The sequence below is a fragment of the Intrasporangium calvum genome (assembly GCF_028446585.1).
Lineage (GTDB): Bacteria > Actinomycetota > Actinomycetes > Actinomycetales > Dermatophilaceae > Intrasporangium > Intrasporangium calvum_A.
This window is the reverse complement of the sequence record NZ_JAPFQL010000030.1, coordinates 1-22,255: the sequence shown is the minus strand read 5'-3', so window position 1 is coordinate 22,255 and position 22,255 is coordinate 1. Positions and strand designations below refer to the sequence as shown.

The 22,255-nt window shown below is 68.3% G+C and carries 25 protein-coding genes, 1 tRNA gene and 1 pseudogene; 16 read left to right on the top strand and 11 right to left on the bottom strand.

Going from position 1 to position 22,255, the window contains the following annotated elements; genetic code table 11:
• Position 1 precedes the first annotated feature (1 nt).
• Entirely contained in the window at positions 2-319 is a 318-nt protein-coding gene (locus tag OO014_RS08525) for a MoaD/ThiS family protein (RefSeq protein WP_334685037.1), read from the bottom strand.
• 68 nt (positions 320-387) lie between these two features.
• Between OO014_RS08525 and OO014_RS08520 the strand changes: the two genes are divergently transcribed.
• From OO014_RS08520 to pstB, 8 genes are all read left to right on the top strand, one after another.
• Positions 388-1,071 carry a response regulator transcription factor gene (locus OO014_RS08520; RefSeq protein ID WP_272461871.1) on the top strand — a complete coding sequence of 228 codons (684 nt, stop codon included), beginning with the start codon at positions 388-390 and terminating at the stop codon, positions 1,069-1,071.
• A complete protein-coding gene (gene mshD, locus OO014_RS08515; protein WP_272461870.1) occupies positions 1,068-1,982 on the top strand; it encodes a mycothiol synthase in 915 nt (304 codons plus the stop codon). Before OO014_RS08520 ends, mshD begins: the two co-directional genes overlap by 4 nt.
• Before the next feature lie 115 nt (positions 1,983-2,097).
• A complete protein-coding gene (locus OO014_RS08510) occupies positions 2,098-4,392 on the top strand; it encodes an RNA degradosome polyphosphate kinase (RefSeq protein ID WP_272461869.1) in 2,295 nt (764 codons plus the stop codon).
• Positions 4,393-4,410: 18 nt separating this feature from the next.
• The gene (locus OO014_RS08505) at positions 4,411-5,361 is read left to right on the top strand and encodes an NUDIX hydrolase (RefSeq protein ID WP_272461868.1); all 951 of its coding nucleotides are present in this window, start codon (positions 4,411-4,413) and stop codon (positions 5,359-5,361) included.
• Between the two features lie 214 nt (positions 5,362-5,575).
• Positions 5,576-6,697, top strand: a complete 1,122-nt coding sequence (pstS, locus tag OO014_RS08500; protein ID WP_272461867.1) for a phosphate ABC transporter substrate-binding protein PstS — start codon at positions 5,576-5,578, stop codon at positions 6,695-6,697.
• A gap of 111 nt (positions 6,698-6,808) precedes the next feature.
• Positions 6,809-7,816 (top strand): phosphate ABC transporter permease subunit PstC, encoded by a 1,008-nt coding sequence (gene pstC, locus OO014_RS08495; protein WP_272461866.1) that lies wholly within the window; start codon positions 6,809-6,811, stop codon positions 7,814-7,816.
• Positions 7,813-8,781, top strand: a complete 969-nt coding sequence (pstA, locus tag OO014_RS08490; protein ID WP_272461865.1) for a phosphate ABC transporter permease PstA — start codon at positions 7,813-7,815, stop codon at positions 8,779-8,781. The genes pstC and pstA overlap by 4 nt, the downstream gene beginning before the upstream one ends.
• Positions 8,782-8,798: 17 nt before the next feature.
• On the top strand, positions 8,799-9,575 hold the full coding sequence (gene pstB / locus OO014_RS08485) for a phosphate ABC transporter ATP-binding protein PstB (RefSeq protein WP_272461864.1): 777 nt from the start codon (positions 8,799-8,801) through the stop codon (positions 9,573-9,575).
• A 111-nt stretch (positions 9,576-9,686) separates the two neighbouring features.
• Here the strand turns inward: pstB and OO014_RS08480 are convergent, their stop codons facing one another.
• From OO014_RS08480 to OO014_RS08470, 3 genes are all read right to left on the bottom strand, one after another.
• Entirely contained in the window at positions 9,687-10,685 is a 999-nt protein-coding gene (locus tag OO014_RS08480) for an inorganic phosphate transporter (RefSeq protein ID WP_272461863.1), read from the bottom strand.
• The gene (locus OO014_RS08475; RefSeq protein ID WP_272461862.1) at positions 10,685-11,311 is read right to left on the bottom strand and encodes a DUF47 domain-containing protein; all 627 of its coding nucleotides are present in this window, start codon (positions 11,309-11,311) and stop codon (positions 10,685-10,687) included. Before OO014_RS08475 ends, OO014_RS08480 begins: the two co-directional genes overlap by 1 nt.
• A 130-nt stretch (positions 11,312-11,441) precedes the next feature.
• Positions 11,442-11,627: a hypothetical protein gene (locus tag OO014_RS08470; protein WP_272461861.1), complete on the bottom strand. Its 186-nt coding sequence runs from the start codon at positions 11,625-11,627 to the stop codon at positions 11,442-11,444.
• Between the two features lie 94 nt (positions 11,628-11,721).
• Here OO014_RS08470 and OO014_RS08465 point away from each other — a divergent pair, with 94 nt between their 5' ends.
• Entirely contained in the window at positions 11,722-11,955 is a 234-nt protein-coding gene (locus OO014_RS08465) for a hypothetical protein (protein WP_272461860.1), read from the top strand.
• Between the two features lie 175 nt (positions 11,956-12,130).
• On the opposite strand, the gene OO014_RS08460 is transcribed toward OO014_RS08465, so the two are convergent.
• Complete coding sequence (locus OO014_RS08460) at positions 12,131-12,742, bottom strand: hypothetical protein (protein WP_272461859.1); 612 nt, start codon at positions 12,740-12,742, stop codon at positions 12,131-12,133.
• A 101-nt stretch (positions 12,743-12,843) separates the two neighbouring features.
• Here OO014_RS08460 and OO014_RS08455 point away from each other — a divergent pair.
• Positions 12,844-12,919 (top strand) — tRNA-Lys (locus tag OO014_RS08455).
• Positions 12,920-12,933: 14 nt separating this feature from the next.
• Here the strand turns inward: OO014_RS08455 and OO014_RS08450 are convergent.
• A pseudogene (locus OO014_RS08450) lies at positions 12,934-13,128 on the bottom strand (site-specific integrase); the annotation flags it as partial.
• Here OO014_RS08450 and OO014_RS08445 point away from each other — a divergent pair.
• Positions 13,118-13,324, top strand: coding sequence for a hypothetical protein (locus OO014_RS08445; RefSeq protein WP_272461890.1), 207 nt, complete (start codon positions 13,118-13,120; stop codon positions 13,322-13,324). The pseudogene OO014_RS08450 and the gene OO014_RS08445 sit on opposite strands and share 11 nt — an antisense overlap.
• An 8-nt stretch (positions 13,325-13,332) precedes the next feature.
• The gene (locus OO014_RS08440) at positions 13,333-14,133 is read left to right on the top strand and encodes a hypothetical protein (RefSeq protein ID WP_272461858.1); all 801 of its coding nucleotides are present in this window, start codon (positions 13,333-13,335) and stop codon (positions 14,131-14,133) included.
• A gap of 66 nt (positions 14,134-14,199) precedes the next feature.
• Here OO014_RS08440 and OO014_RS08435 read toward each other — a convergent pair whose 3' ends face one another.
• A complete protein-coding gene (locus OO014_RS08435; protein WP_272461857.1) occupies positions 14,200-14,970 on the bottom strand; it encodes a class I SAM-dependent methyltransferase in 771 nt (256 codons plus the stop codon).
• 324 nt (positions 14,971-15,294) lie between these two features.
• Positions 15,295-15,942 (bottom strand): DUF4304 domain-containing protein, encoded by a 648-nt coding sequence (locus OO014_RS19360; RefSeq protein WP_420485490.1) that lies wholly within the window; start codon positions 15,940-15,942, stop codon positions 15,295-15,297.
• A gap of 243 nt (positions 15,943-16,185) precedes the next feature.
• Here OO014_RS19360 and OO014_RS08430 point away from each other — a divergent pair, with 243 nt between their 5' ends.
• Both OO014_RS08430 and OO014_RS19300 read left to right on the top strand, forming a co-directional pair.
• Positions 16,186-16,890, top strand: a complete 705-nt coding sequence (locus tag OO014_RS08430; protein ID WP_272461856.1) for a DUF2625 family protein — start codon at positions 16,186-16,188, stop codon at positions 16,888-16,890.
• Positions 16,891-17,432: 542 nt separating this feature from the next.
• On the top strand, positions 17,433-18,569 hold the full coding sequence (locus OO014_RS19300; protein WP_334685036.1) for an NADAR family protein: 1,137 nt from the start codon (positions 17,433-17,435) through the stop codon (positions 18,567-18,569).
• A gap of 170 nt (positions 18,570-18,739) precedes the next feature.
• Here the strand turns inward: OO014_RS19300 and OO014_RS08420 are convergent, their stop codons facing one another.
• Both OO014_RS08420 and OO014_RS08415 read right to left on the bottom strand, forming a co-directional pair.
• Positions 18,740-19,225, bottom strand: coding sequence for an NUDIX hydrolase (locus OO014_RS08420; protein WP_272461886.1), 486 nt, complete (start codon positions 19,223-19,225; stop codon positions 18,740-18,742).
• A gap of 143 nt (positions 19,226-19,368) precedes the next feature.
• Positions 19,369-20,196 (bottom strand): alpha/beta fold hydrolase, encoded by an 828-nt coding sequence (locus OO014_RS08415; protein ID WP_272461855.1) that lies wholly within the window; start codon positions 20,194-20,196, stop codon positions 19,369-19,371.
• 755 nt (positions 20,197-20,951) lie between these two features.
• Here OO014_RS08415 and OO014_RS08410 point away from each other — a divergent pair.
• Positions 20,952-21,182, top strand: a complete 231-nt coding sequence (locus OO014_RS08410) for a hypothetical protein (protein ID WP_272461854.1) — start codon at positions 20,952-20,954, stop codon at positions 21,180-21,182.
• Positions 21,183-21,197: 15 nt separating this feature from the next.
• Positions 21,198-21,443 carry a hypothetical protein gene (locus OO014_RS08405; protein WP_272461853.1) on the top strand — a complete coding sequence of 82 codons (246 nt, stop codon included), beginning with the start codon at positions 21,198-21,200 and terminating at the stop codon, positions 21,441-21,443.
• Positions 21,444-21,687: 244 nt separating this feature from the next.
• On the opposite strand, the gene OO014_RS08400 is transcribed toward OO014_RS08405, so the two are convergent.
• Positions 21,688-22,255 (bottom strand): STM3941 family protein (locus OO014_RS08400; RefSeq protein ID WP_272461852.1); only part of this gene is annotated, 568 nt, incomplete at its 5' end.

Here is a 22,255-nt window from a genome sequence, read left to right as displayed (position 1 = left end):
CTCACCCGCCGGCGAAGGGCGGGAGCACCTCGACCGTCGCCCCGGGCGCAACGGCTGACTCGGCTCGCGCGGCGCGCCCGTCGACGAGGAAGGTCGCGGCCCGGGCGACGCGCTCCAGCGCGGGATGGGCCCCGACCGCTGCGGAGACGACGTCCGACACCGTCGCCGCGGGCCCGACGCTCAGAGGCTCGCTGTCGACCCCGGCGGCCTCGCGGGCCGCGGCCCAGTAGCGGAGGGTGACCGTCTGCGTCGTCGCGTGCTCCGCCGAGCCCACGTCGCCGACCGCCTCGCGGCCCACCTCGGTGCCCACTTCGCCCATGACACTCCTCGTCTCAACGTGCATCCAACGCCTCTGGCGCAGGTCCAGTGTCGCCTATCCTGCAGGGGATGGCTCGCCTGCTGCTCCTCACGAACGCGCTCGCACCGAGCGCCGAGGTGCTGCCCGCCCTGGGCCTGCTCTCCCACAGCGTGCGAGTCCTGCCGGCCGAGGCCACGGCGCTGGTCGACTCGCCTGCCTGTGACGTCGTGATCGTCGATGCCCGCCGAGAGCTCGCGAGCGCCCGCTCGCTGTGCCGGGTCCTGCGCACGACCGGAATCACCACTCCACTGCTGGCCGTCCTCACCGAGGGCGGCCTCGCGGGTCTCACGGCCGAGTGGGGCCTCGACGACGTGCTGCTGGACACGGCCGGACCCGCCGAGGTCGACGCGCGGCTGCGGCTCGCCATGACGCGTGGCCAGTCCGACGACGCCGACCTCGACCTGCCGATCACGTCCGGGGACCTGGTCATCGACGAGGCGAGCTACTCGGCGAAGTTCCGCGGCCAGCCGCTCGACCTGACCTACAAGGAGTTCGAGCTGCTCAAGTACCTCGCCCAGCACCCGGGCCGCGTGTTCACCCGAGCCCAGCTGCTCCAGGAGGTCTGGGGGTACGACTACTACGGCGGCACGCGCACGGTCGACGTCCACGTCCGCCGCCTCCGGGCGAAGCTCGGGCCGGACCACGAGGCGCTCATCGGCACGGTGCGCAACGTCGGCTACCGGCTCGTCCCCGACAAGGCGACGAGCGCGTGACGGTCGAGGTCCGAGACACTGCGCATCCCCTCGCGCCGGCCGAGTCGCGCGACGTGCTCGCGCTCGCCGCCCGCGCAGAGGCCGCTGACGGGTCGGCGCCACTGTCCGAGCAGTTCCGCCTGTCCGTCGAGTCGGACGACCCCGACGTCACGCACCTCCTGTCGTATGCCGCTGGGCTCGGTCTCGTGGGCTACGCCCAGTCCCGCCCGGGGTCGGGTGACGAGCCCACGTCGGCGGAGCTCGTCGTGTCCCCGGAGTCCCGGCGGCGGGGCGTCGGGTCAGCGCTGCTCGCGCGGCTGCCGGGCGACGCGCGGGTGTGGAGCCACGCCACCGGTCCCGCTGCCGGGGCGGCCGCGGAGTTCGCCCGCGCCCGGGGGCTCGAGCCGGTGCGGTCCCTCCACGTGATGGGCCGCTCGCTGGTGGACGGCCCGCCCTGGCCGCCTGCCGCCGTGCCCGAGCGCTACGCCGTGCGCCACTTCGAGCCGGGTCGCGACGAGGCCGCGTGGGTCGCGGTCAACGCGGCTGCCTTCGCGTCGCATCCGGAGCAGGGCTCCCTGACGCGCCGCGACCTCGAGCAGCGGATGGCCCAACCGTGGTGGGACCCCGAGGGACTCATCCTCCTCGTCGAGGTGGCCGACCCGGACGTCATCGCCGCCTTCCACTGGACGAAGGTCGACCCGCCGGGCGGGACGACGGGCGAGGTCTACGTCGTCGGGGTGTCACCGGACCGGCAGGGCGAGGGGCTCGGCAAGGCCGTCACCGTGCTCGGCCTCGACCACCTGCGAGGTCGCGGACTGCGTGACGTCGTGCTCTACGTCGACGAGGAGAACGTCGCCGCCGTCCACACCTACACCCGCCTCGGCTTCACGGACCGGGAGGTCCATCGGCAGTTCGCCCGGCCGGCCAGGTGACGTCACCCGGCCCTCCTGGGACGCCGACCAGCGTGTGGGAGCGAGCCCAGCGGCATACGGCATCGGCGTCTGGGCTGTTCACCCCCCTGTCGCCAAACGATGCCACGATGGGCACATGAGCACCCGCAGCGTGGAACGCACCGACCTCGACGGCCAGGACGCGCCCCGCGACGGCGAGGGTGCGACGCCCGAGGTCAGCTCGTTCACGAGCACGGTGCCCAGCCCGCGGCTGCCGACCCGCGGCCCCAACGGCCGGTTCGTCGGGACCGGACCGGGCACCCGCCTCCAGCGGCTGGCGGAGGACCTGCCCGCCGACCGCTACCTCGAGCGCGAGCTGTCGTGGCTCCAGTTCAACGAGCGCGTCCTGCAGCTCGCCGCCGACCCGACTGTCCCCCTCCTCGAGCGGGCCCGCTTCCTCGCGATCTTCTCGAGCAACCTCGACGAGTACTTCATGGTCCGCGTCGCGGGCCTCAAGCGTCGTATCGCGACGGGCCTCGCCGTCCGCACCGCCGCGGGCATCGAGCCGCGCGAGCTCATCGACCGGATCGCCCGGCTCGCACACGAGCTGATGGCCCAGCACGCAGCCCTCTTCCAGCACGAGGTGCGGCCCGCCCTCGAGGCCGAGGGCATCACGATCGTGCGTTGGGACGACATCGACGAGTCCGAGCGCGAGCCGCTGCACCACTTCTTCGCCGACCGGGTCTTCCCCGTGCTCACGCCGCTCGCCGTCGACCCGGCGCACCCGTTCCCCTACATCTCGGGCCTGTCGCTCAACCTCGCCGTGCTGCTGCAGAACCCGAAGACGGGCACCGAGCACTTCGCCCGGCTCAAGGTGCCCCCGAACCTCCCCCGGTTCATCCGCATCGAGGACGCCAGCGAGGACGGCGCGCAGGTGCGGCGGTTCGTGCCACTCGAGGACGTCATCGCCTCGCACCTCGAGCAGCTGTTCCCGGGCATGGACGTGCAGGAGCACTTCTCCTTCCGGGTGACCCGCAACGAGGACCTCGAGGTCGAGGAGGACGACGCCGAGAACCTCCTCACCGCACTCGAGAAGGAGCTGACCCGGCGTCGCTTCGGCCCGCCGATCCGGCTCGAGGTCGAGGAGGACATGGATCCCAAGCTCCTCGACATGCTCAGCCGGGAGCTGCAGATCAGCGAGCGCGAGATCTACCGCCTGCCGACGCCGCTCGACCTCACCGGCCTGTGGACCGTGACGGACGTCGACCGGTCGGACCTCGAGTACCCCAAGTTCTTCCCCCGCACCCACCCCGACTTCGCCCCGACGGAGAGCGCGAAGCCGACCGACCTGCTCGCCGCGGTCCGGTCCAAGGACGTCCTCGTCCAGCACCCCTACAACTCGTTCTCCACGTCGGTGCAGGCGTTCATCGAGCAGGCGGCCGTCGACCCGAAGGTCCTCGCCATCAAGCAGACGCTCTATCGGACGTCCGGTGACTCCCCCATCGTCGACGCGCTCATCGACGCGGCCGAGGCGGGCAAGCAGGTCCTCGCCGTGGTGGAGATCAAGGCCCGGTTCGACGAGGTCAACAACATCTCCTGGGCCCGCAAGCTGGAGGAGGCCGGGGTGCACGTCGTCTACGGCGTCGTCGGCCTCAAGACCCACGCCAAGCTGTGCCTCGTCGTGCGTCAGGAGGCCGAGGGCCTCGTCCGCTACTGCCACATCGGCACCGGCAACTACAACCCCAAGACGGCCCGGACCTACGAGGACTTCGGCCTCTTCACCTGCGACCCGCAGGTGGGCGACGACCTGTCCCGGCTCTTCAACCAGCTCTCCGGCTTCGCGCCGCGCAGCCGGTTCAAGCGGCTGCTCGTGGCGCCGCGCTCGGTCCGCACTGGCCTCATCGAGCTCATCGAGGCCGAGATCGAGCTGCACCAACAGCGCGGCGAGGACGGGCCGCCCGGGCGCATCGCCATCAAGACCAACTCCATCGTCGACGAGGCGACCATCGACGCGCTCTATCGCGCCAGCATGGCGGGCGTACAGGTCGACGTCTGGGTGCGGGGCATCTGCGCCATCCGTCCCGGCGTCGAGGGGCTCTCCGACCGTATCCGCGTGCGCTCGGTGCTCGGCCGCTTCCTCGAGCACTCGCGGGTCTTCTGGTTCGACCACGGCGGCGACCCGCAGGTCTACATCGGCAGCGCCGACCTCATGCACCGCAACCTCGACCGGCGCGTCGAGGCGCTCGTCCGGATCACCGACCCCGGGCACCTCGCCGAGCTCGGCGCCCTCTTCGACCTGGCCTTCGACGAGCAGACGTCGCGCTGGGACCTCGGCGCCGACGGCCGCTGGGTCCGGCACCACCAGGACGAGTCGGGGGCTCCGTTGACCGAGGTGCACGCCGCGTTGATCGAACGGCACGACAAGCGGCGGCGGAAGGCGAGGCGCCGGTGAGCGGGCGGCCGGCCTGACGTGCCGTCGCTCATCCCCGCTGCCGGAACGGTCCCGTGGCGCCGCCGCCACGGGACGCTCGAGGTCGCCCTCGTCCACCGCCCCAAGTACGACGACTGGTCCTGGGCCAAGGGCAAGCTCGACCCCGGTGAGCAGCCGCCGGTCGCGGCCGTCCGGGAGACGTTCGAGGAGACCGGGCTCGAGGTCCGCCTCGGGATCCCCTTGCCGACGTCGACCTACACCGTGCTCGACGGCACGGGTGCGCCGGCGACCAAGGAGGTCCACTACTGGGCCGCGAAGGTGACCGGTGGCTCCGGGGCGCTCGAGCACGAGATCGACGAGGTCCGCTGGGTCGACGTGCGGACGGCACACGAGCTGCTCGACTACGGCCGCGACCGCGAGCAGCTGCTCGCCGTCGTGCGCGCCGAGCGAGAGCGCCGGCTCAGGACGTGGCCCCTCGTCCTGGTGCGGCACGCGAAGTCGCGACCCCGGAGCACGTGGAGCGGCGACGACCAGCTGCGCCCACTCGACGCGGTGGGCCGGCAGCAGGCCGAGGACGTCGCGCGGGTCCTCGGCGCCTACGGCGTCGAGCGGGTCGTGTCCTCCGCCTCGTTGCGGTGCGTCCAGACCGTCGAGCCGTATGCCGCTGGGCTGGGGGCGCGCGTCAGGGCGAAGGACGCGTTGACCGAGGAGGGTTTCGCCGAGGCCCCGGAAGGTGCGGCGCGGCGGCTCGACAAGGAGCTGGCTCGGGCGCAGCCCGTCGTCGTCTGCAGCCACGGGCCGGTGCTGCCGAGCCTGATCGGCGTCCTGGCCCGGCGGGTGGCCGCTGAGGCCGGGTGCACCCAGCGCACGCTGGAGCAGCTGGCAGCGGCGGGCGAGCGGGCGATGCGCAAGGGCGAGGTCCTCGTGATGCAGGTCCGGGGCGCCGGCAACGCGGCCGAGGTCGTCGCCGTCGAGCGCATCGACACCTGAGCCCAAACTCCCATCGTGCCCGTGGTGCGGTCCAGCCGCACGCGATGCTCGCAGGCCGCACCGGATCGTCGACGGTCGTTCACCTCGGGTTCACCGAGAGGGGGGATTCTGTCATCCGACGCTCCTAGGTTCACCTTCGGAAGCCCGGCCAACAGGGGGGTTTGGCCGGTCACACCGAACACTGAAGAGTCACCCATCGAGAGGGAATCCACCCGTGTCTGTTTCGCGTGTCAGCGCCATCGGCGCCCTCGCCCTCACCGGCGCGCTTGCGCTGTCGGCCTGTGCGTCCGAGAACCCGGCTCCGGCCGGCAACACCGCCGGCGCCGGCGGCACCGCGGCTGTCAACGCCGACTGCTTCGAGGGCGACCTCAAGGCCGAGGGCTCCTCCGCCCAGAAGAACGCCATCGACGAGGCGATCTCCGCCTACCAGACCGCGTGCGGCGACGCCAACATTGACTACCAGCCCAGCGGGTCCGGTGCCGGTATCAAGCAGTTCATCGCCAAGCAGGTCGACTTTGCCGGCTCCGACTCGGCGCTCAAGACCGAGGAGAAGGACGGCATCATCGAGTCCGAGGAGGCCAAGAACTCCTGTGGCTCCGACGCCTGGAACCTGCCGATGGTGACGGGCCCGGTCGCGATCGCCTACAACGTCGAGGGCGTCGACAAGCTCGTCCTCAACGCCGACGTCGCCGCGAAGATCTTCAACGGCGAGATCACCACCTGGGACGACGCCGCCATCGCCGAGCTCAACAAGGACGTCAAGCTGCCGTCCACCCCGATCAAGGTCTACTTCCGCTCGGACGAGTCCGGCACGACCGAGAACTTCACCAAGTACCTCAAGGCCGCCGCTCCGGAGGCCTGGCCGCACGAGACCGGCAAGAAGTGGACCGGCAAGGGCGAGGGCAAGGAGAAGTCCGCCGGTGTCGCGACGGCCACGCAGGGCCAGGACGGCGCCATCACCTACGTCGAGTGGAGCTACGCGCAGCAGAACCAGCTCGCCATGGCCGCCATCGACAGCGGCTCCGGCCCGGTCGAGCTGACCGCCGAGTCCGCCGGCAAGACCGTCGCCACCGCCCAGCAGGTCGGCACGGGCAACGACCTCGCGCTCAAGATTGACTACGCCACCAAGGAGGAGGGGGCCTACCCCATCGTCCTCGTGACCTACGAGATCGTCTGCTCGAAGTACGCTGACGCGGAGACGGGCAAGAAGGTCAAGTCCTTCCTCAAGTCCTTCGCCTCCGACGAGGTCCAGGGCAGCCTGACGACGCAGGGCTACGCTCCGCTCCCCGCGGAGGTCGCCACCAAGGTCAAGGCAGCGATTGACGCGATCTCCTGATCGTGTCGCAATGGGGCGGGTGCCGAGTCGACTCGGCCCCGCCCCATCCGGCATGTCCGCACCCGAGCGTCCGCACCCCGAACGCCCCCACCCCGAACGAAAAGGTCTGACGTGTCCACAGTGACCGGCGTCTCCGCCGCAGACGAGCTCCCCGGACCCGACGGCAGGAAGCCCCTGACCGGCGACCGCGCCTCGACGGGGCGCCTCGGCGACCGGCTCTTCGGCGGCGCAGCCACCCTGTCGGGCGTCATCGTCATCGCGATGGTGTCCCTCATCGCCGTCTTCCTGCTCGCGCAGGCGCTCCCGGCGTTGACGAACAACTCCGAGAACTTCCTGACCAGTCGCGTCTGGGCGCCAGGTGGTGAAAAGCCTGCGTTCGGCATCCTCGAGTTCCTCTGGACGACGGTCGCGGCCTCGACCATCGCGATGCTGCTCGCGGTGCCGGTCGGTGTCGCGGTGGCCCTCTTCCTGACGCAGTACGCGCCGATGTGGATGCGCAAGCCGGCAGCTTCGCTGGTCGACCTGCTCGCCGCGATCCCCTCCATCGTCTACGGGCTCTGGGGGCTCATGACGTTCCGGGCGTTCGTCAAGCCGGTCGAGCAGTTCCTCCAGGACAACTTCGGCTGGTTCCCGCTCTTCGCACCGACCAAGATCACCGGGGGGACGATCTTCTTCATCGGCATCGTGCTGGCCATCATGGTCCTGCCGATTGTCACGGCCCTGTCCCGCGAGGTGTTCGACCAGACTCCGGTGGCCCACAAGGAGGGCGCGCTCGCCCTCGGGGCCACCCGCTGGGAGATGATCCGCACGGCGGTCCTGCCCTTCGGCAAGCCCGGCGTCATCTCCGCCTCGATGCTGGCCCTCGGTCGGGCACTCGGAGAGACGATCGCCGTCACCTTCCTCGTCTCCGCGCTGTCGGACGGGACCGACTGGACGTGGTCGCTCTTCAACGGCGGCGAGACCTTCGCCTCCAAGATCGCCAACAACGCCGCCGAGTTCAGCAACCCGAGCAAGACCGGCGCCTACATCGCCGCCGGGCTCGTCCTCTTCGTGCTCACCTTCGTCGTCAACAGCATCGCCCGCATCGTCATCGAGCGCAGGAAGGCCTTCACCGAATGAGCCTCACGACGACCCCCGAGCACCACGTGCCGGACGACGGTGCCCCCACTGGCCCGACGACGCCACCGAGCCGCCCCCCGGCCCGACAGGCGGCGAGGGAGATGGACAACCCGCACCAGGCGCGCGCCGTCAAGGACATCCTCGCCCGCATCGTCATGTGGAGCGCCTTCGCCCTGGCGATGGTCCCGCTGGTGTGGATCCTCTGGACCGTCGCCAGCCAGGGAGTCCACATGCTCACCGAAGCGACCTGGTGGACCGGCAACCAGCGCAACATCAACTCCGACGACGCCGGCGGCGGCGCCCGTCACGCGATCGAGGGCACGCTGATCCAGGCCGGGATGACGGCCCTCATCTCGATCCCGATCGGCATCCTCACCGCCGTCTACCTCGTCGAGTACGGCCGGGGCCGGCTCGCCAAGGCGATCAGCTTCATGGTCGACATCCTCTCCGGTGTGCCGTCGATCGTCGCGGCCCTGTTCATCTACGCCGTGTGGGTGACCACGTTCGGCATCGACCGCAGCGGCTTCGCCGTCTCGCTCTCCCTCGTCCTGCTCATGATCCCGACGATCGTGCGGTCGACGGAAGAGATGCTCAAGCTCGTCCCCAACGAGCTGCGTGAGGCGTCCTACGCGCTCGGTGTGCCCAAGTGGGTCACCGTGGTGCGGATCGTCCTGCGCACTGCCTTCTCCGGGATCGTCACCGGCATCCTGCTCGGCCTGGCCCGCGTCATGGGCGAGACCGCGCCCCTGCTGATCCTCGGCCCCTACACCAAGAACTTCCAGCGCGACCTCTTCGACGGCAACATGGCGACCCTGCCGACGATGATCAACCAGGACCGCGGCGACTTCGCCCTGGTCACCGCCGCCGAACGGATGTGGGGCGCGGCACTGACGCTCATCATCCTCGTCCTCCTGCTCAACATCCTCGGCCGAGTCGTCGCCCACTACGGCTCCGTCAAGAAGTAAGAAAGCGAAGCACTTCGATGGCAAAGCGAATCGACGTCACCGACCTCAACGTCTACTACGGGGACTTCAAGGCCGTGGAGGGCGTGACGATGACGGTCGAGCCGCGCTCGGTCACGGCCTTCATCGGCCCGTCCGGCTGCGGCAAGTCCACCTTCCTGCGCACCCTCAACCGGATGCACGAAGTCATCCCGGGCGGGCGTGTCGAGGGCAAGGTCATGCTCGACGACCAGGACCTCTATGCCGCCTCGATGGACCCGGTCCGGGTCCGGCGCACGGTCGGCATGGTCTTCCAGCGGCCCAACCCCTTCCCGACCATGTCGATCTACGACAACGTCGCCGCGGGCCTGCGCCTCAACGGGGTGCGCGGCAAGAGCACCCTCGACGGCATCGTCGAGGAGTCGCTCAAGGGCGCGAACCTCTGGAACGAGGTCAAGGACCGGCTCGGCAAGCCCGGTGCCGGCCTGTCCGGTGGCCAGCAGCAGCGCCTCTGCATCGCCCGCGCCATCGCGGTGCAGCCGCAGGTGCTGCTCATGGACGAGCCGTGCTCGGCGCTCGACCCGATCTCGACCCTCGCGATCGAGGACCTCATCAACGAGCTGAAGACCTCCTACACGATCGTCATCGTGACCCACAACATGCAGCAGGCCGCCCGCGTCTCCGACCGGACCGCCTTCTTCAACCTGCGGGCCACCGGCGAACCCGGCCGCCTCGTCGAGATCGACGACACGACGAGGATCTTCAACAACCCGTCGCAGAAGCAGACCGAGGACTACATCTCGGGCCGCTTCGGCTGATCGCCGCGACCTGACAAACGACAAGGGTGCGACTCCTGTGAGCAGGAGCCGCACCCTTTGTCGTGGCCTGTCGGCCTTCGCAGGCCGACTCGGCCGACTCGGCCGATGACCTCAGTGGAACAGCGTGCTGATGTAGTAGAGCGTCACGGCGACGAGGCCGGCGCCGGGGAAGGTCAGGACCCAGGCACCGACGATGTTGCCGGCGACACCCCATCGGACGGCCGAGAAGCGCTTGGTCGCCCCGACGCCCATGATCGCCGAGGTGATCGTGTGGGTCGTCGAGATCGGTGCGCCGAAGCCCATCCCGGCGACGTAGAGGATCGACGCCGCCGTCATCTCCGCTGCAAAGCCCTGGGGAGGCGTCATGTGGATGATCCGGCGGCCGAGCGTGCGCATGATCCGCCAGCCGCCGGCGTAGGTGCCCATGGCGATGAAGGTCGCGGAGAGCATCAGGACCCAGATCGGGATGCTGTCTCCCTCGTGGTGGCCGGTGATGTTGAGGGTCAGGACGATGACGCCGGCTGTCTTGGCCGCGTCCTGGAGCCCATGGCCGAACGCCATGGCGGCCGCCGAGGCGGTCTGAGCCCACCGGAAGCCACGACTGACCCGGCCCGGGTGCGCGCGCCGGAAGGCCCACAGAATCGCGGTCATCACCAGGTAGCCCAGAATGATGCCGGCCAAGGGCGACAGGATCATCGGGATGACGACCTTGCTGAGCACCGTGTCCCACTGGACCGCCACGCCTGCCGCGAGAGCGGCACCGCCGAGCCCACCGATCAGGGCGTGCGATGACGACGAGGGCAGCCCGAACCACCACGTGATGAGGTTCCAGCCGATCGCGCCGAGGACGGCGCAGGCCACCAGCCACAAGGCGCCCGGCCCGGTCGGCACCTCGATGATGCCCGAGCCGATCGTCTTGGCCACCTTGACGCCGAAGAAGGCGCCGACGAGGTTCATCACGGCGGCCATGACCAGCGCCACCCGGGGGGTGAGCGCCCGCGTCGAGACCGACGTGGCGATGGCGTTGGCTGCGTCGTGGAAACCGTTGGTGTAGTCGAAGGCGAGGGCGATGGCGATGACGACGATGACCGCGATCAACTGCGCGTCCATCACGACTCCTTGACGGCGATGCCCTCAACCGTGTGGGCCACCTTCTCGAAGGAGTCGGCTGCCTCTTCGAAGCCGTCGAGGACGCCCTTCATCTTGATGATGTAGATGGGGTCCTGGCTGGAGTTGTTGTTGAACAGGTCGGCCAGCATCTTGCGGTGCAGGTTGTCGGCCTGGTTCTCGAGCCGGTTGATCTCGATCCAGTAGCTCGGCAGGTCCTGGAGGGAGCGCAGCCTGGGCATGGCCTCAGCGGTGACCTCGGCCATCCGGGACAGGATCTGGAACTGCTCGGCCATGCCCTCCGGAAGTGTGCCGATGCGGTAGAGCACGATGAGGTCCGCCGCCTCCTCGATGTGGTCCATGCAGTCGTCGAGGTGCGCCGCGAGGTTGTGGATGTCCTCACGGTCGAACGGGGTGATGAAGGAGCTGTTGACCTTCTTGATCAGCTCGTGCGTCGCCTCGTCCGCCTCGGTCTCGAGCGCTCGGAGGCGCTCGGCGATCGAGGGCCGCTCGGGAACGGCGACCTCGAGGAGCTTGGTCAGCTCGCGCGTGGCTTCGACGAGGAGTCCCGCGGAGGTGGCGAAGAGGGAGTAGAAGCTCGAGTCCTGGGGTGTCAGGCGAAAGCCCACTGGGGTGCTCCGGTCAATCGGCAGTTGGTCGGCACGATGCTATTGCCAGATGGTCACCTCGTCCCAAACCGGCGTTCACCGATGTGTCACCTGTCATACCCCGGAGGTGAACTGCGTGGCCCCCCGACGCTCAGCCGACCGGTTCACTGCCGAGCGGACCGTCTCGGTCCTCGCGGCTGACTCCGAGCAGCGCGTCGATCTCCTCCGGGGTGAAGTGCCGGGGACTCGTGGACGCCGCGACGACGAGGTCGCTCACAAGCTCGATCTCGTCGGCGAGCGCTCCGTCGACCAGATCGTTGGTTGGCTCGTCGCTCATGGGGCAAGAGTAGATCCCCGCACGGTCTCGTGGGGGCGAAGCCCCCGGGGGCCCGCAGTGTGCTTCCACTCGCCAGGCGGGGCATCATGGACCCATGGCCGCTGATGCGGAGAGCGGGTCGGTCGCACCGGCTGCCTCTTGGACCCCCTTCGAGCGGGGTCGGTTCATGTTCGGTCGGTGCGACATCTGCGGCTTCGAGACTCCTGCGCGTCGGGCGAGCTACTCCGTCGGGGTCGACATGCAGGCCCACGCCCTGCTGTGCCGGGCAGAGGAGGCAGCGGATGTTGCGTCGGGCCGGGAGCGCCTCTCGGCACAGGGCCGCTCGTAGCGGCTGAATTTGGGACCCGGGGCTACCGCGACCCGACGCCCGTCAAGGATAGATGGACCCCTCGGGATCACCAAAGCGCGCTCCACAGCCCCGCGGCGCAGCCGAGCCAGCCACCCCACCAAGCGCAGGTATGCCGCTGAGCGAGCCCAGCGGCATACGACACCTTCGGGGCGGCTCAGTTCAAGGAACCCCCGCGCCAGAGACGCGCGCAGGCCGCCAGATCCTCCGCCATCCCCAGCAGGTTCGCCGCGTGCTCAGCCGACTCGCTGCCGGCCGAGACGTCCGCCCGACCGGCGGAGACGACGCGACAGAACGCCGCGGCCCGCTCCAGGGCGACCGCCAGGTCACCGCTGAAGACGCCGCGCAGGATCTCGTCGATCAGCCGACTCATCCCCTCCGGGTCCGGCGGGTCCGACGCGCCCGCGACGGCATGGTTGGGGCCGGTGAAACGGATGCCCGCGGCGTACTCCCGACTGGCGTCCTCAGGCGAGCGCCGCACCCACTCACGCAGCACATAGAGGCGCCACAGGCTCCCCGGGAGGCTACGCGCCGGACGCTGCGACCACAGCTCGGCCAGCGTCGACAGACCGATGTCGTCGACGAGCGCGACGAGCCGCTCCGTGACGGCAGGGTCGGCCGCCGCGCGGCCGGCGTGAACGAGGGCCGCCGCCGTCTCGTGGGCGACGTGAATCTGCTCCGTCGGATCGTAGGCACCGCCATGCGCCTCCAGCGCCGACGGGCTGAAGAACGCCGGCCGCCGCGGGGCGCGATGCTCGCTCTCGCTCATCCCGGCAGGCTAACCCCGGGCAGGGAAGACGGGGCACTTCGAGCCAGCCGCCGGACCCCGTAGACTCCGTGCGTGCTCCGGTTGGGTGACCTTCCGGGGACGGGCCTCTAGCTCAGTGGGTAGAGCATCGGACTTTTAATCCGCCGGTCGTCGGTTCGAGCCCGACGGGGCCCACCAGAGGTTTGTGCAGGTCAGGCAGGGTCAGCCGCATCGGCTTGCCCCTCCTCTCCCTCGCTCCGAGCCCCAAGGGGGCGCAAAGGGGGCACAAGTCCATCGAGAGCCAGCGCGACGGCGTCCAGATCGTCGCCGAACAGACCGGCGTACACATCGAGCGTCATCGCCGCCGACGCATGCCCCAACATCTGCTGGACGGCCTTGACGTTCGACGGGCGAGTCATCATGCATGTGGCCGGCCTTCACGCCATCGGTTCCCTTGGCGCCATTCGCTATCTGACCTCTCATATCGCTCAGCTCTTCGGCGAAGCCGATGCCGACGTGTCGTGGTCAGGCATTGTCCGCGCGGAGTACATCGGCTTGGAGATCCAGGCAGCTGACCTGCTTTCGGGCCCGCATGCATGGTGACCGCCACGATGCGGGCCATCACGGCCCAGCTCCCCGACCGAGGAGATGGTGACGACAGAGTCCATCTCACCGCCAACGCAGTCATAGTCCTTGACGGCGCCTCGGCCTTCCTGAACCACGGAGTATCCGCCGCCACCTACGTCGACTCCCTCGGCGCAAGCCTCACGCAGCTGGTCCGGGCCTCTCCGGATGCCGACCTGACCGAGATTCTGCGAGACGCCATCGCACGCACCCGCGACGCCTTGGACCTGATACCCGGACGAGCACCAAGCAGCACGGTCGCGATCGCTAGGGCCACCGCAGAAGCCGTGGACCTCCTCGTGCTAGGAGACTCACAGGTCGCCACACCCAAGGGCACAGTGCGCGATGACCGCCTTGCCCACGTCGCTCCCGATCAGCGCAAGGCCTACCGGACCTGGCTCGCCGAGGGCCATGGTTATGACGACACGCTACGCGGCCTACTGCATGAACTGCAGGCCGAGCAGATTCGCTATCGCAACAGGCCTGGTGGTTACTGGATCGCCGAGGCCGACCCGAACGCCGCCCAGCACGCCATAACCTCGCAACTCACAATCGCTGCCGTCCCTTGGCTAGTCGTCGCCACCGATGGCGCGTACAAGCCCATGGGCTACTTGGGACTCGACAACTGGGCGACGCTCGCGCATGCCACCCCGAACCAACTGTCAGCCGTCCTCATGCAGTGCCAGCAATGGGAGGCCCAAGAGGACCCCGACGGCGCCGCACTCCCTCGAGCAAAACGCCACGACGACAAGACCATCGCCGCTTGTCAACTGGCGCCAAGAACGTAAACGTCGGGAACCCCGGCATCGGGATCAGCAACTCACTCAAAGCGGCATGAGCGAGCGACCGTGCGCCTAGTGGCCAGCACCGCACCCGGGCAGCGGCCGCAGCTTGAACATCAGGATGCCGACCAGGCGCTTGTTCATTGACGCGTACTTCTCCGGGAAACGCTCGGCCGCTTCGGGTGACATCTGAGGCTCGACTGCCTTCTCGATCCACAGCCCAGCGGTGCTGAAGGTGTTGAGCAGGTCGGACATCGTGTACGGCCGCTTGGTGAGCGTCACTTGGTCGTCCCAGTTGCGGTGCTTGTAGGAGAACCGTTCCGTGGAGAAGTACTCCTCGCCCACGGTGGTGCCGTTCTGCTCGGCGCGTTCGAGGGCGTAGCGAATCGGCTGAGTCCGAGTGAGCAGGATGAAACCGTCGTCGGTCAGCATGCTCCGGGCGACCTGGAGTGCCCGGACGGGGTCCGTGGCGTATCCGAAGGATTGCAGGAACAGGATCCGGTCGAAGCGGCGACCGGACAGGCCTGGCACTGCAGCTAGATCCGACAGGTCGGCCTGGATGAGTTCCACGTCCGGTGGAGTCTCGATGAAGTTCCCGCTGATATCGACTCCGACCGCCACCGAGGCGCCCTCGCCGGCGAGTTGAGCAACCTTGGCCCCGTTCCCGCACCCGGCGTCCAAGACGGCCAGACCAGTCACGTCGCCCAGCAGCTCGCGCTGCGCCGGCCACTCCACGAGCCGGTCGAGGGAGTCCGCACGGGCGCGAGCCTGCTCGAAACCTGCCGAAAGGGTCTGCCATGGGCGGCTCGCGTCGCCACTCGCTCCTGATGTCTGGGCTGCCATGACCAGATGCTGCCAGATCCCTCCGCCACGCCGCCCACGACCCGTCGGATGAGGCCACCGCAACGACCTGTCATCGGCACGAGCGCAACATCCCATCATCGGCAGATCCGGACGCTCACGACCACCACCACTCCTGAGCCTGCGAGAAGCCGCGCCGTGAGGAGTTTCTGTACTGGCTCAAGCGCGCCTCCGGCGCGAAGAAGCGCGGGGCCCCGCGATGGGGACCCCGCGCTCCGGCGCTGGCGCGCCTACGCGCACCCCACTGCACCCCGCGCTACACGGCGGAGGGCCGCAGAGCGAGGAAGGCAGCACACCGTCACCCGTCTACCTCGCCGCCCGCTCTCGCGCCCAGGCGATTGCCCGGCGAGCTCGCTCCTGAAACGCTGGCACGTCCCCGCCCCTACCGAGCTCGTCACACGCATGGTCGAACTCCGCCCCGCCGACTTCGCTGAGCATGACGACCAATGCCAAGTGTCTGACAGCGGGAAACGACTTCAGGTGCCCGAGATCTGACCGACGCACCGCCTCGACCATGCGATCGCGGTCTAGGAGACGGTCAAGTAACGGCAATCCGTGCTCCGTTAGGCGGCCTACGAGGTCCTTCACTGCCTCTTGCGCCGACTCCTCGTCCGAGCAAGTCCAGCTGTCGGGCCGCGCTCGCTCTGTCTCGAGTGGTTCCAGTCGGTCCCGGTAGAGGCCGTGCTGTTCCAGAGGCGCCTTCCCATCAGGGATCCCGAGGTCGAGACGTGTCCAGTCCCACCATGGAGCCGGCACGACGGCCAGGTTCACGTAGACCCTGGCCGTTTCTGCGCTGTTCCACGCAGACATCTGCACGTTCACAATCGACGTGTCACCCAGACTGTTGAGTCGACGCCAAGTCTGGCCCGAACGGCGGTACCCAGCGCTCTTCAGCACGGGTGCTACGACGTCACGCAGTGCGGCACGAAGCCGTCCGGGCGCATCAACATCCATCGCCTCGCTCAACCACCCGCTCCTGACTCTGCGTGGGCGACTGACCTCCCGCCGCCGACCCGACGCTCCACTGTCCGCACGCCTCCGGACCACGTCAAGGGCGCTGCGCGTCGCTGCGCGATGGCCTGCGGCCACCCTTGACCCGGCCACTCCGGCGTGCTGGCCTGCTCCGCTATGGGTTCGGTGGCTCTCCCTGCCCGAGCCGCATGCCACGCGTGGAACCGCATGGCACAGTGTCACCCCATGGGAAGCGTTCGCGACATCACAGAGTTGGTCAACGAGGACGACTCGGTGTGGCAGGAACTCCGGAAAGCAGTTGCGGGCTCTGAAACGACAGTCCTGCCGCGGGACGACACCCGCGCGGCAGCGACGCTCTTCCGCCTTCAAGTCAGCACCCGATCGACCCTTGGGGCCCTTGCCTACAATGCCGGCGGCCTGGTCGTCGACCACGGGTGGCTGAGGATCTTGGGTGGGGGAACTGACCGCCTGGTGGGCCTCGCCGACATCAACACGCTCGGCGAACCGCGCGAAACCTCCACACCGCCCGGGCACCTCGTTGTGGCCCAAGACATCCTCGGCGGCTACTTCGCCATCAACGGCGGCGACCTTCCCGTCGACCTCGGTGAGATCGCGTATTGGGGACCCGACACCCTGGACTGGAGCGGCCTCGGAGCAGGACACACCGCGTTCGTCCACTGGGCTATCAGCGGCGGCACCACCGACTTCTACCGGGACCTCCGCTGGGACGGGTGGCAAGACGTCGCAGCAAGCCTTCAGCTCGACGAGGGACTGTCGCTCTACCCGCCCCCATCGACAGTTGAGGGCCAGGACATCTCCTCGGCTTACAAGCAGGCGGTCCCCATGACCCAGCTCGTCGCGTTCCACGCCGACTTCGCCAAGGCAACGGACGGCCAGGACGGACCCTTCGTAGTCCGGGTCGCTGAGTGAGCGCACGCTGCCCTGCCAGAAGTGCCTGAGAGGTAGCCGCAAGGCCGACAGGAGCCAGCACCAACTTGTATAGAGGAGCCCGAGAACCATTGCAACGAAAGGGCGCCCGGCCAGCCGTTGGACCGCAGTCGGACTCCTAAAGCGGAGGTTGCACATCCGAGGTACATGGGGGCGCGAAAGGGTCACGCTCGGACGGAACACGACAGCAAACCACAGCAACCAGCACTGATGCAGCCGTGCTCGGAAGTCCTCACGGGGGCAGGGGGCCGCGTGCCCTGGACTGACTTTTAATCCGCCGGTCGTCGGTTCGAGCCCGACGGGGCCCACGAGACGAATTGCGTTGCACTACAAAGGTTTTCGCGTTCTCCAGCTTGCGCCGTCGCACGCTCAGGATTCGTCGTGGCCGGAAATGGCCGGGTACAGGAGGGCCTGAAGTGGACCGAGGGGCTGCTGGGGTCCCTTCCAAGCATGCTTCTGCTAGGCAGCGCCACGTTTCGACCCACACGCTGATACAAACGACTCGCGGCAAGCGCGGACGTTTGATGCAACGATTCGGCTCACGGCAGTTGGGCCCTTCGCGCTTGACGAAGGGCTCCTGCTCGAAGGTCAGCCAAGAACTCTTTGACGTCTTGGCGTCGGCGGTGGATCAGCTCAGCCAACCGCTGTTGGAACATCTCTGGGTCGAGGTGACCTGCCATCCCGGACGCGTAGGTTGCGTCGAGAAGCTCGATGGCCAGACCGTCGTCGTGGAGGCTGGACGACCACGTCCACACCTGCTCGTCCGGGCCGATGACCGTAGCCCCGCCGGGATTCGGCATGTCCCGGTCGTCGACGCAGCTGGCCGACCACAACCCCTGAGAACCCACAGGCACGACCCGTATGGCGTGCCCTGGCGGCAAATCGCCAACGCGACCCCTCATTACTTCACGCGCGCGCTCCATGCTCATGGGCATGACGGAAGTATGCACGCGCGACAGCTGGAGCCGCCGGTTGCCGTAGTCATGGCAAGACTCCCTCTGCGGCTTGGCCGCTCGATCTCAGAGGTCCTGAGAGCGGCATGTGCGAGCCTTGGAAACCGGGTGCGCGGTTCCGCCCGCTTACGAGAGCATCGGCGGGTGACAGGATCCAGCTCGCTTGCGGCCCGCTCGGTTCAAGAACTCCGTTCGGCCTGCGCTGCGGGTGAGCAACCGCGGTATGTGTTCTTTTGGGGCCACCGTCCTCGCCGGCCAGGTGTGGTCGACCAGTCCTGCCTCAGCCAGTGGTGGCCCTGTCGTTTTGAGGCCGACGGGCAGCGGTTCGAGTCTGCTGAGCAGTACATGATGTGGCGGAAGGCCTGCCTGTTCGGCGATCGGGCGGGTGCGGAGGCGATCCTCAAGGCACGGTCCGCCGCCCATGCCAAGGCCCTTGGCCGCGAAGTCCGGGATTTCGATGAGGCCACGTGGATCGCGCATCGCTGGGTCGTTGTCGTTGCGGGTTCCCTCGCAAAGTTTGCTGGCGACGATGCGCTTAGAGCGTTCCTGGTCTCGACCCGTCAGCGCGTGCTAGTGGAAGCGTCTCCGGTTGACGCGATCTGGGGCGTCGGGATTGCGGCGGATGACAAGGCTGCAAGTGATCCGTCGCAATGGCCGGGCTTGAACTTGCTCGGATTCGCCCTGATGGAGGCCAGGTCAGCGCTCTGAAGTGGCCCGCTAGTCCCGTCCTCAACGCGGCAGATCCGGTAAACGACAGAGATCGAGAACGATTCGGGAGGCGAACACGCTGTAGTCCGTCCGCGGGGCTCGTCGCCACGGTCCAGCACGGCCTCGGGGCATCTTGGTCATCAGCAGGACAGGGACGTGGCAAATGTCCTTCACCCGTTGGGGTAGGTGACAACCGGCTCCGCTTCCGGATCGGAATACGCCCAATGGGCGCCCGGCCGAGCCTGACGGGTGAGGACCGCAACTGACGGCTCCGACAGCGGCCGGTAGGGCAACTCATGAAGCAAGCGGCTTGCTTCTTCGACGGGGAACCAGCGGGCCTCCTGAATCAGACCATCTGGGTCGCGGACGTGCAGGGTCGGATCCACCACGTCGACGGTGAAGTTCCACACCCGGCTGAGGGTGACTGCTCCGGTCACCGCCGCCGTGCCATGAAGAACGAGGTCCGCGGTTGCGACGACCAGACCTGTCTCCTCGGCCAACTCTCGGCAGGCGCCCTCAAACGGCGTCTCGTTGTCCTCGATCCGCCCGCTCGGGATGTTCCAGTAGGGGCCGCCCCACCGTGGGTACTCCTCGTACACGAGAACGACTTTGTCGTCGTGATGTGCGAGAACACCGGCGTACCGGGACCGACTCATGCTTGGCACGGGGGCCATTCAACCTCACCTCAGCACCGCGCACGGGCACGGGCACGTCACAGCTTTCACTATCTGCGGCAGGTGCGGATGTATCACCCGTCTACCTGGTACGGGGCCGTCCTGTGGTGGGCTGTCTTGCTCGGTCAAGCCGCGATGTCGAGGAGGTGCGCGATGTGGGGCCAGGCGGCCCCACCCAATCGTTGCGGTGCGCCGTCGTCGCCACCAACCTGGTACGGCCGGTCGAGGTCGGGGAGGGCTTCCCCGGGCAAGACCACGGGATGGCCGGCTCGCTCATCACACACGATCGTGGTGGGCAGTCCAGCGTCTTCGCGTCGGGCCGCGATCCGCTTCGCCTGCGGCAGGGATGCCCACACCTTGTCGTCACCACCAGCTACGAGCAGGACCTGGCCCGGGATCTGCGTGACCGGAATCTCGGCAGCCGCCACGATGTCGGGGCCGGCGACCTCACGGCTGCGCTCGTAGAAGTCCACAAACGCCGGCTTGCCTGTCGGCGGGAGCTGCCAGGTCCGGTCCATCGGGACGAACGGCACGGGCCGACCTTGGAGCGTCCACTTGCTCAGGTGTGGATCGTCGTCGTTGCGGGCTTGGCCTTCCCACGCCACGTCCGTGGGCTGAATGGCCACCACACCCGCCAATCGCTGATCGATCGTCGCCGTGAGGAGTGCGGCCTCGGCCCCGTAGGACAGACCCATGAGGACGAGCCGGTCGCACTCGCTGGCAATGAGATCGATCGCCTCGGTGAAGTACTCGAGCGGCACTTCGACTGGCACGGCCGGCAAGCCGTCGCCGCCAAACCACCGCAACCCCATCGCGGTCACACCTCGGGCGGCCAGCATGTCGACCCGGCCGGTATCGATACGGCCGCTCGATCCAGCGAGCACCAGGGCGCCGGTGCCGATCCTGCCGACCTCGGGCCGACCCCAGTGGACATTTGACTCAACGATCGCCACAGCACCCTCCTACGTGACTGGCCGAGCCGAGCCTAACCCGCCGATCAGCGCTCCATTCGGCCCGCGGTGTGTTCGAAATGCGGCAGGTTGGGTGGTACCAAGGGTTACCGACCAAACATCCTGTCATCGGCATGAGCGGACTGTCATGACCGCGTCGTTTGGGGGCGAAGTTCCACGCCCGTAGTCGGCGGATGGACGCTGCTCCTCAGCGAACGCCTCGGACGGCGCAGCCGTGGTGAAGGCCATGGCGGCCGAGGGCAGTGTCGTGGACGAAGGCGATGGCCGGATATTGGCCGGGTACGCGCGGCAATTTGTGCCTCTCGGCGCCCCTGAGCGGTCAGACAAGGCGTTGGGAGGCAACGGAATTCGCGGTTCAAGGCGGCGTGCGTCCGCCCTTTTAATCCGCCGGTCGTCGGTTCGAGCCCGACGGGGCCCACCAGAGGTTTGTGCAGGTCAGGGCTGCTTCCTCCTCCGCGGAAGGACCACTGAGCCCCGCAATTGGACCGGGACGATGTGCCACAAATGTGCCACACGAGTCTGGCGAGGGCGCCGCGCGATGGAGGGTGCGGCTCGCTGACCAGCGCAAACGGTGGCGACGCCGTGATCTCGACGCGCGCGACCAGCGGATTCGACTCCGTGACATCAGCGGCCACCTTCAGCGTCGAGCGTCTCCGCGAGCGCCCTCCGGCGCACACCGTGAGCGGGGGTCAACCATTGGTTGACGGAATGAATAGCGTCAACGTACGGTTGACGTCGTGGAGGTTGTGCGCTCGACCCTGAAGCACGGGATCGACGCCGCTGACATCGAGCACGCATGGAGCAACGCCATCCGGCTCGTCGAGTACGAATACGCGGGCGAGGACCGTCTGCTCGTGATCGGTCCCGACCAGCATGGCCGGATGCTGGAACTGGTCGCAGTTCCCGCCGGTGAGCCCACCCGCATCATCCACGCCGACCGCTCCGGCCCAAGTTCTTCGACTACCTGAGATGAGGTGAACGACATGGCAAACCTGAAGACCAACCACGACCGCACCGGCCTGGACCAGCTCGACCCATCCACCCACCCGGCGAGGGACGCCGCTTCCTCCCGCCGGATCCTCGGGGCCCGTCGCAGCCTCGCGGCCGCCGAGCAGGAACTGCGCGACGCCGTCCGCGCAGCCCGTCAAGCGGGCGACTCCTGGACCGTCATCGGAGCCGCGCTCGACATCACGCGCCAAGCTGCACAGCAGCGGTTCGGCGAGCACTGACAACGCGGATGCCAGACCCAGAGGCCGTTGGGTCCCGATCGCAAACGGAGTTTGCAGCTGCATAGGCCGCGAAAAGACGCGCCTCCCTGATCCGGCTGATCGAGGGCGATGTGGGCGCGCCTGGTTAGGCCAACCAACCCCGTCATCGGCGCCGGCGTACGAGCCACGCCGAGGCGGCCAGGACCCCACCGCAACGGCACCTGGCCTCCGAAACTGCGAAAGCGTCCCCTCTTCCTCAGCATCCTCAGCCCACGTTGCCGGCTGGAGTGTTCTCCCGGCGCATCTCCTCGAGGGTATTGGCCAAGTCGTTTGCGCTGCATGGAAGAGCGTTGACGTTCACCAGCAGGTCATCGGACCTGGTCAGCCTCCGGTTCAGTGCAAGGAGTGCTCGCCTCCACGCCACTTGCCGACCGACCACGGTCGCCCAGTCGCGAGGAGTCAGCGCCACTGTGGGCTGCCCGAACGCGCTCGTGCCCCGGATCCGACTCAGTTCAGACCATGAGATCCAACCTGCGGCCACCAAGCTCGAGCGATCTTCCATGCCTTGACTGTCCGCCCGGATCGCTGGCCCCGGCCGGACCACCGATACCACCAGCCAGACGCAGGAACCCCCGAAGAACAGCACTCCCGCCCCGCCCACCAGCCAACCGAGCACCGGCACCGGGAGCAACACCAAGGCCGTTGTCGCCAACGCCGCCGCGAGGACAGCCATCATCAGAGTCGTCAGGCGGGCCACCGGCACCTCCAACCGCCCCAGCGGATCCGGCTCCGCAGGCGAGTCTCGTCCGCGGTCGACGTGCAACCACACCGAG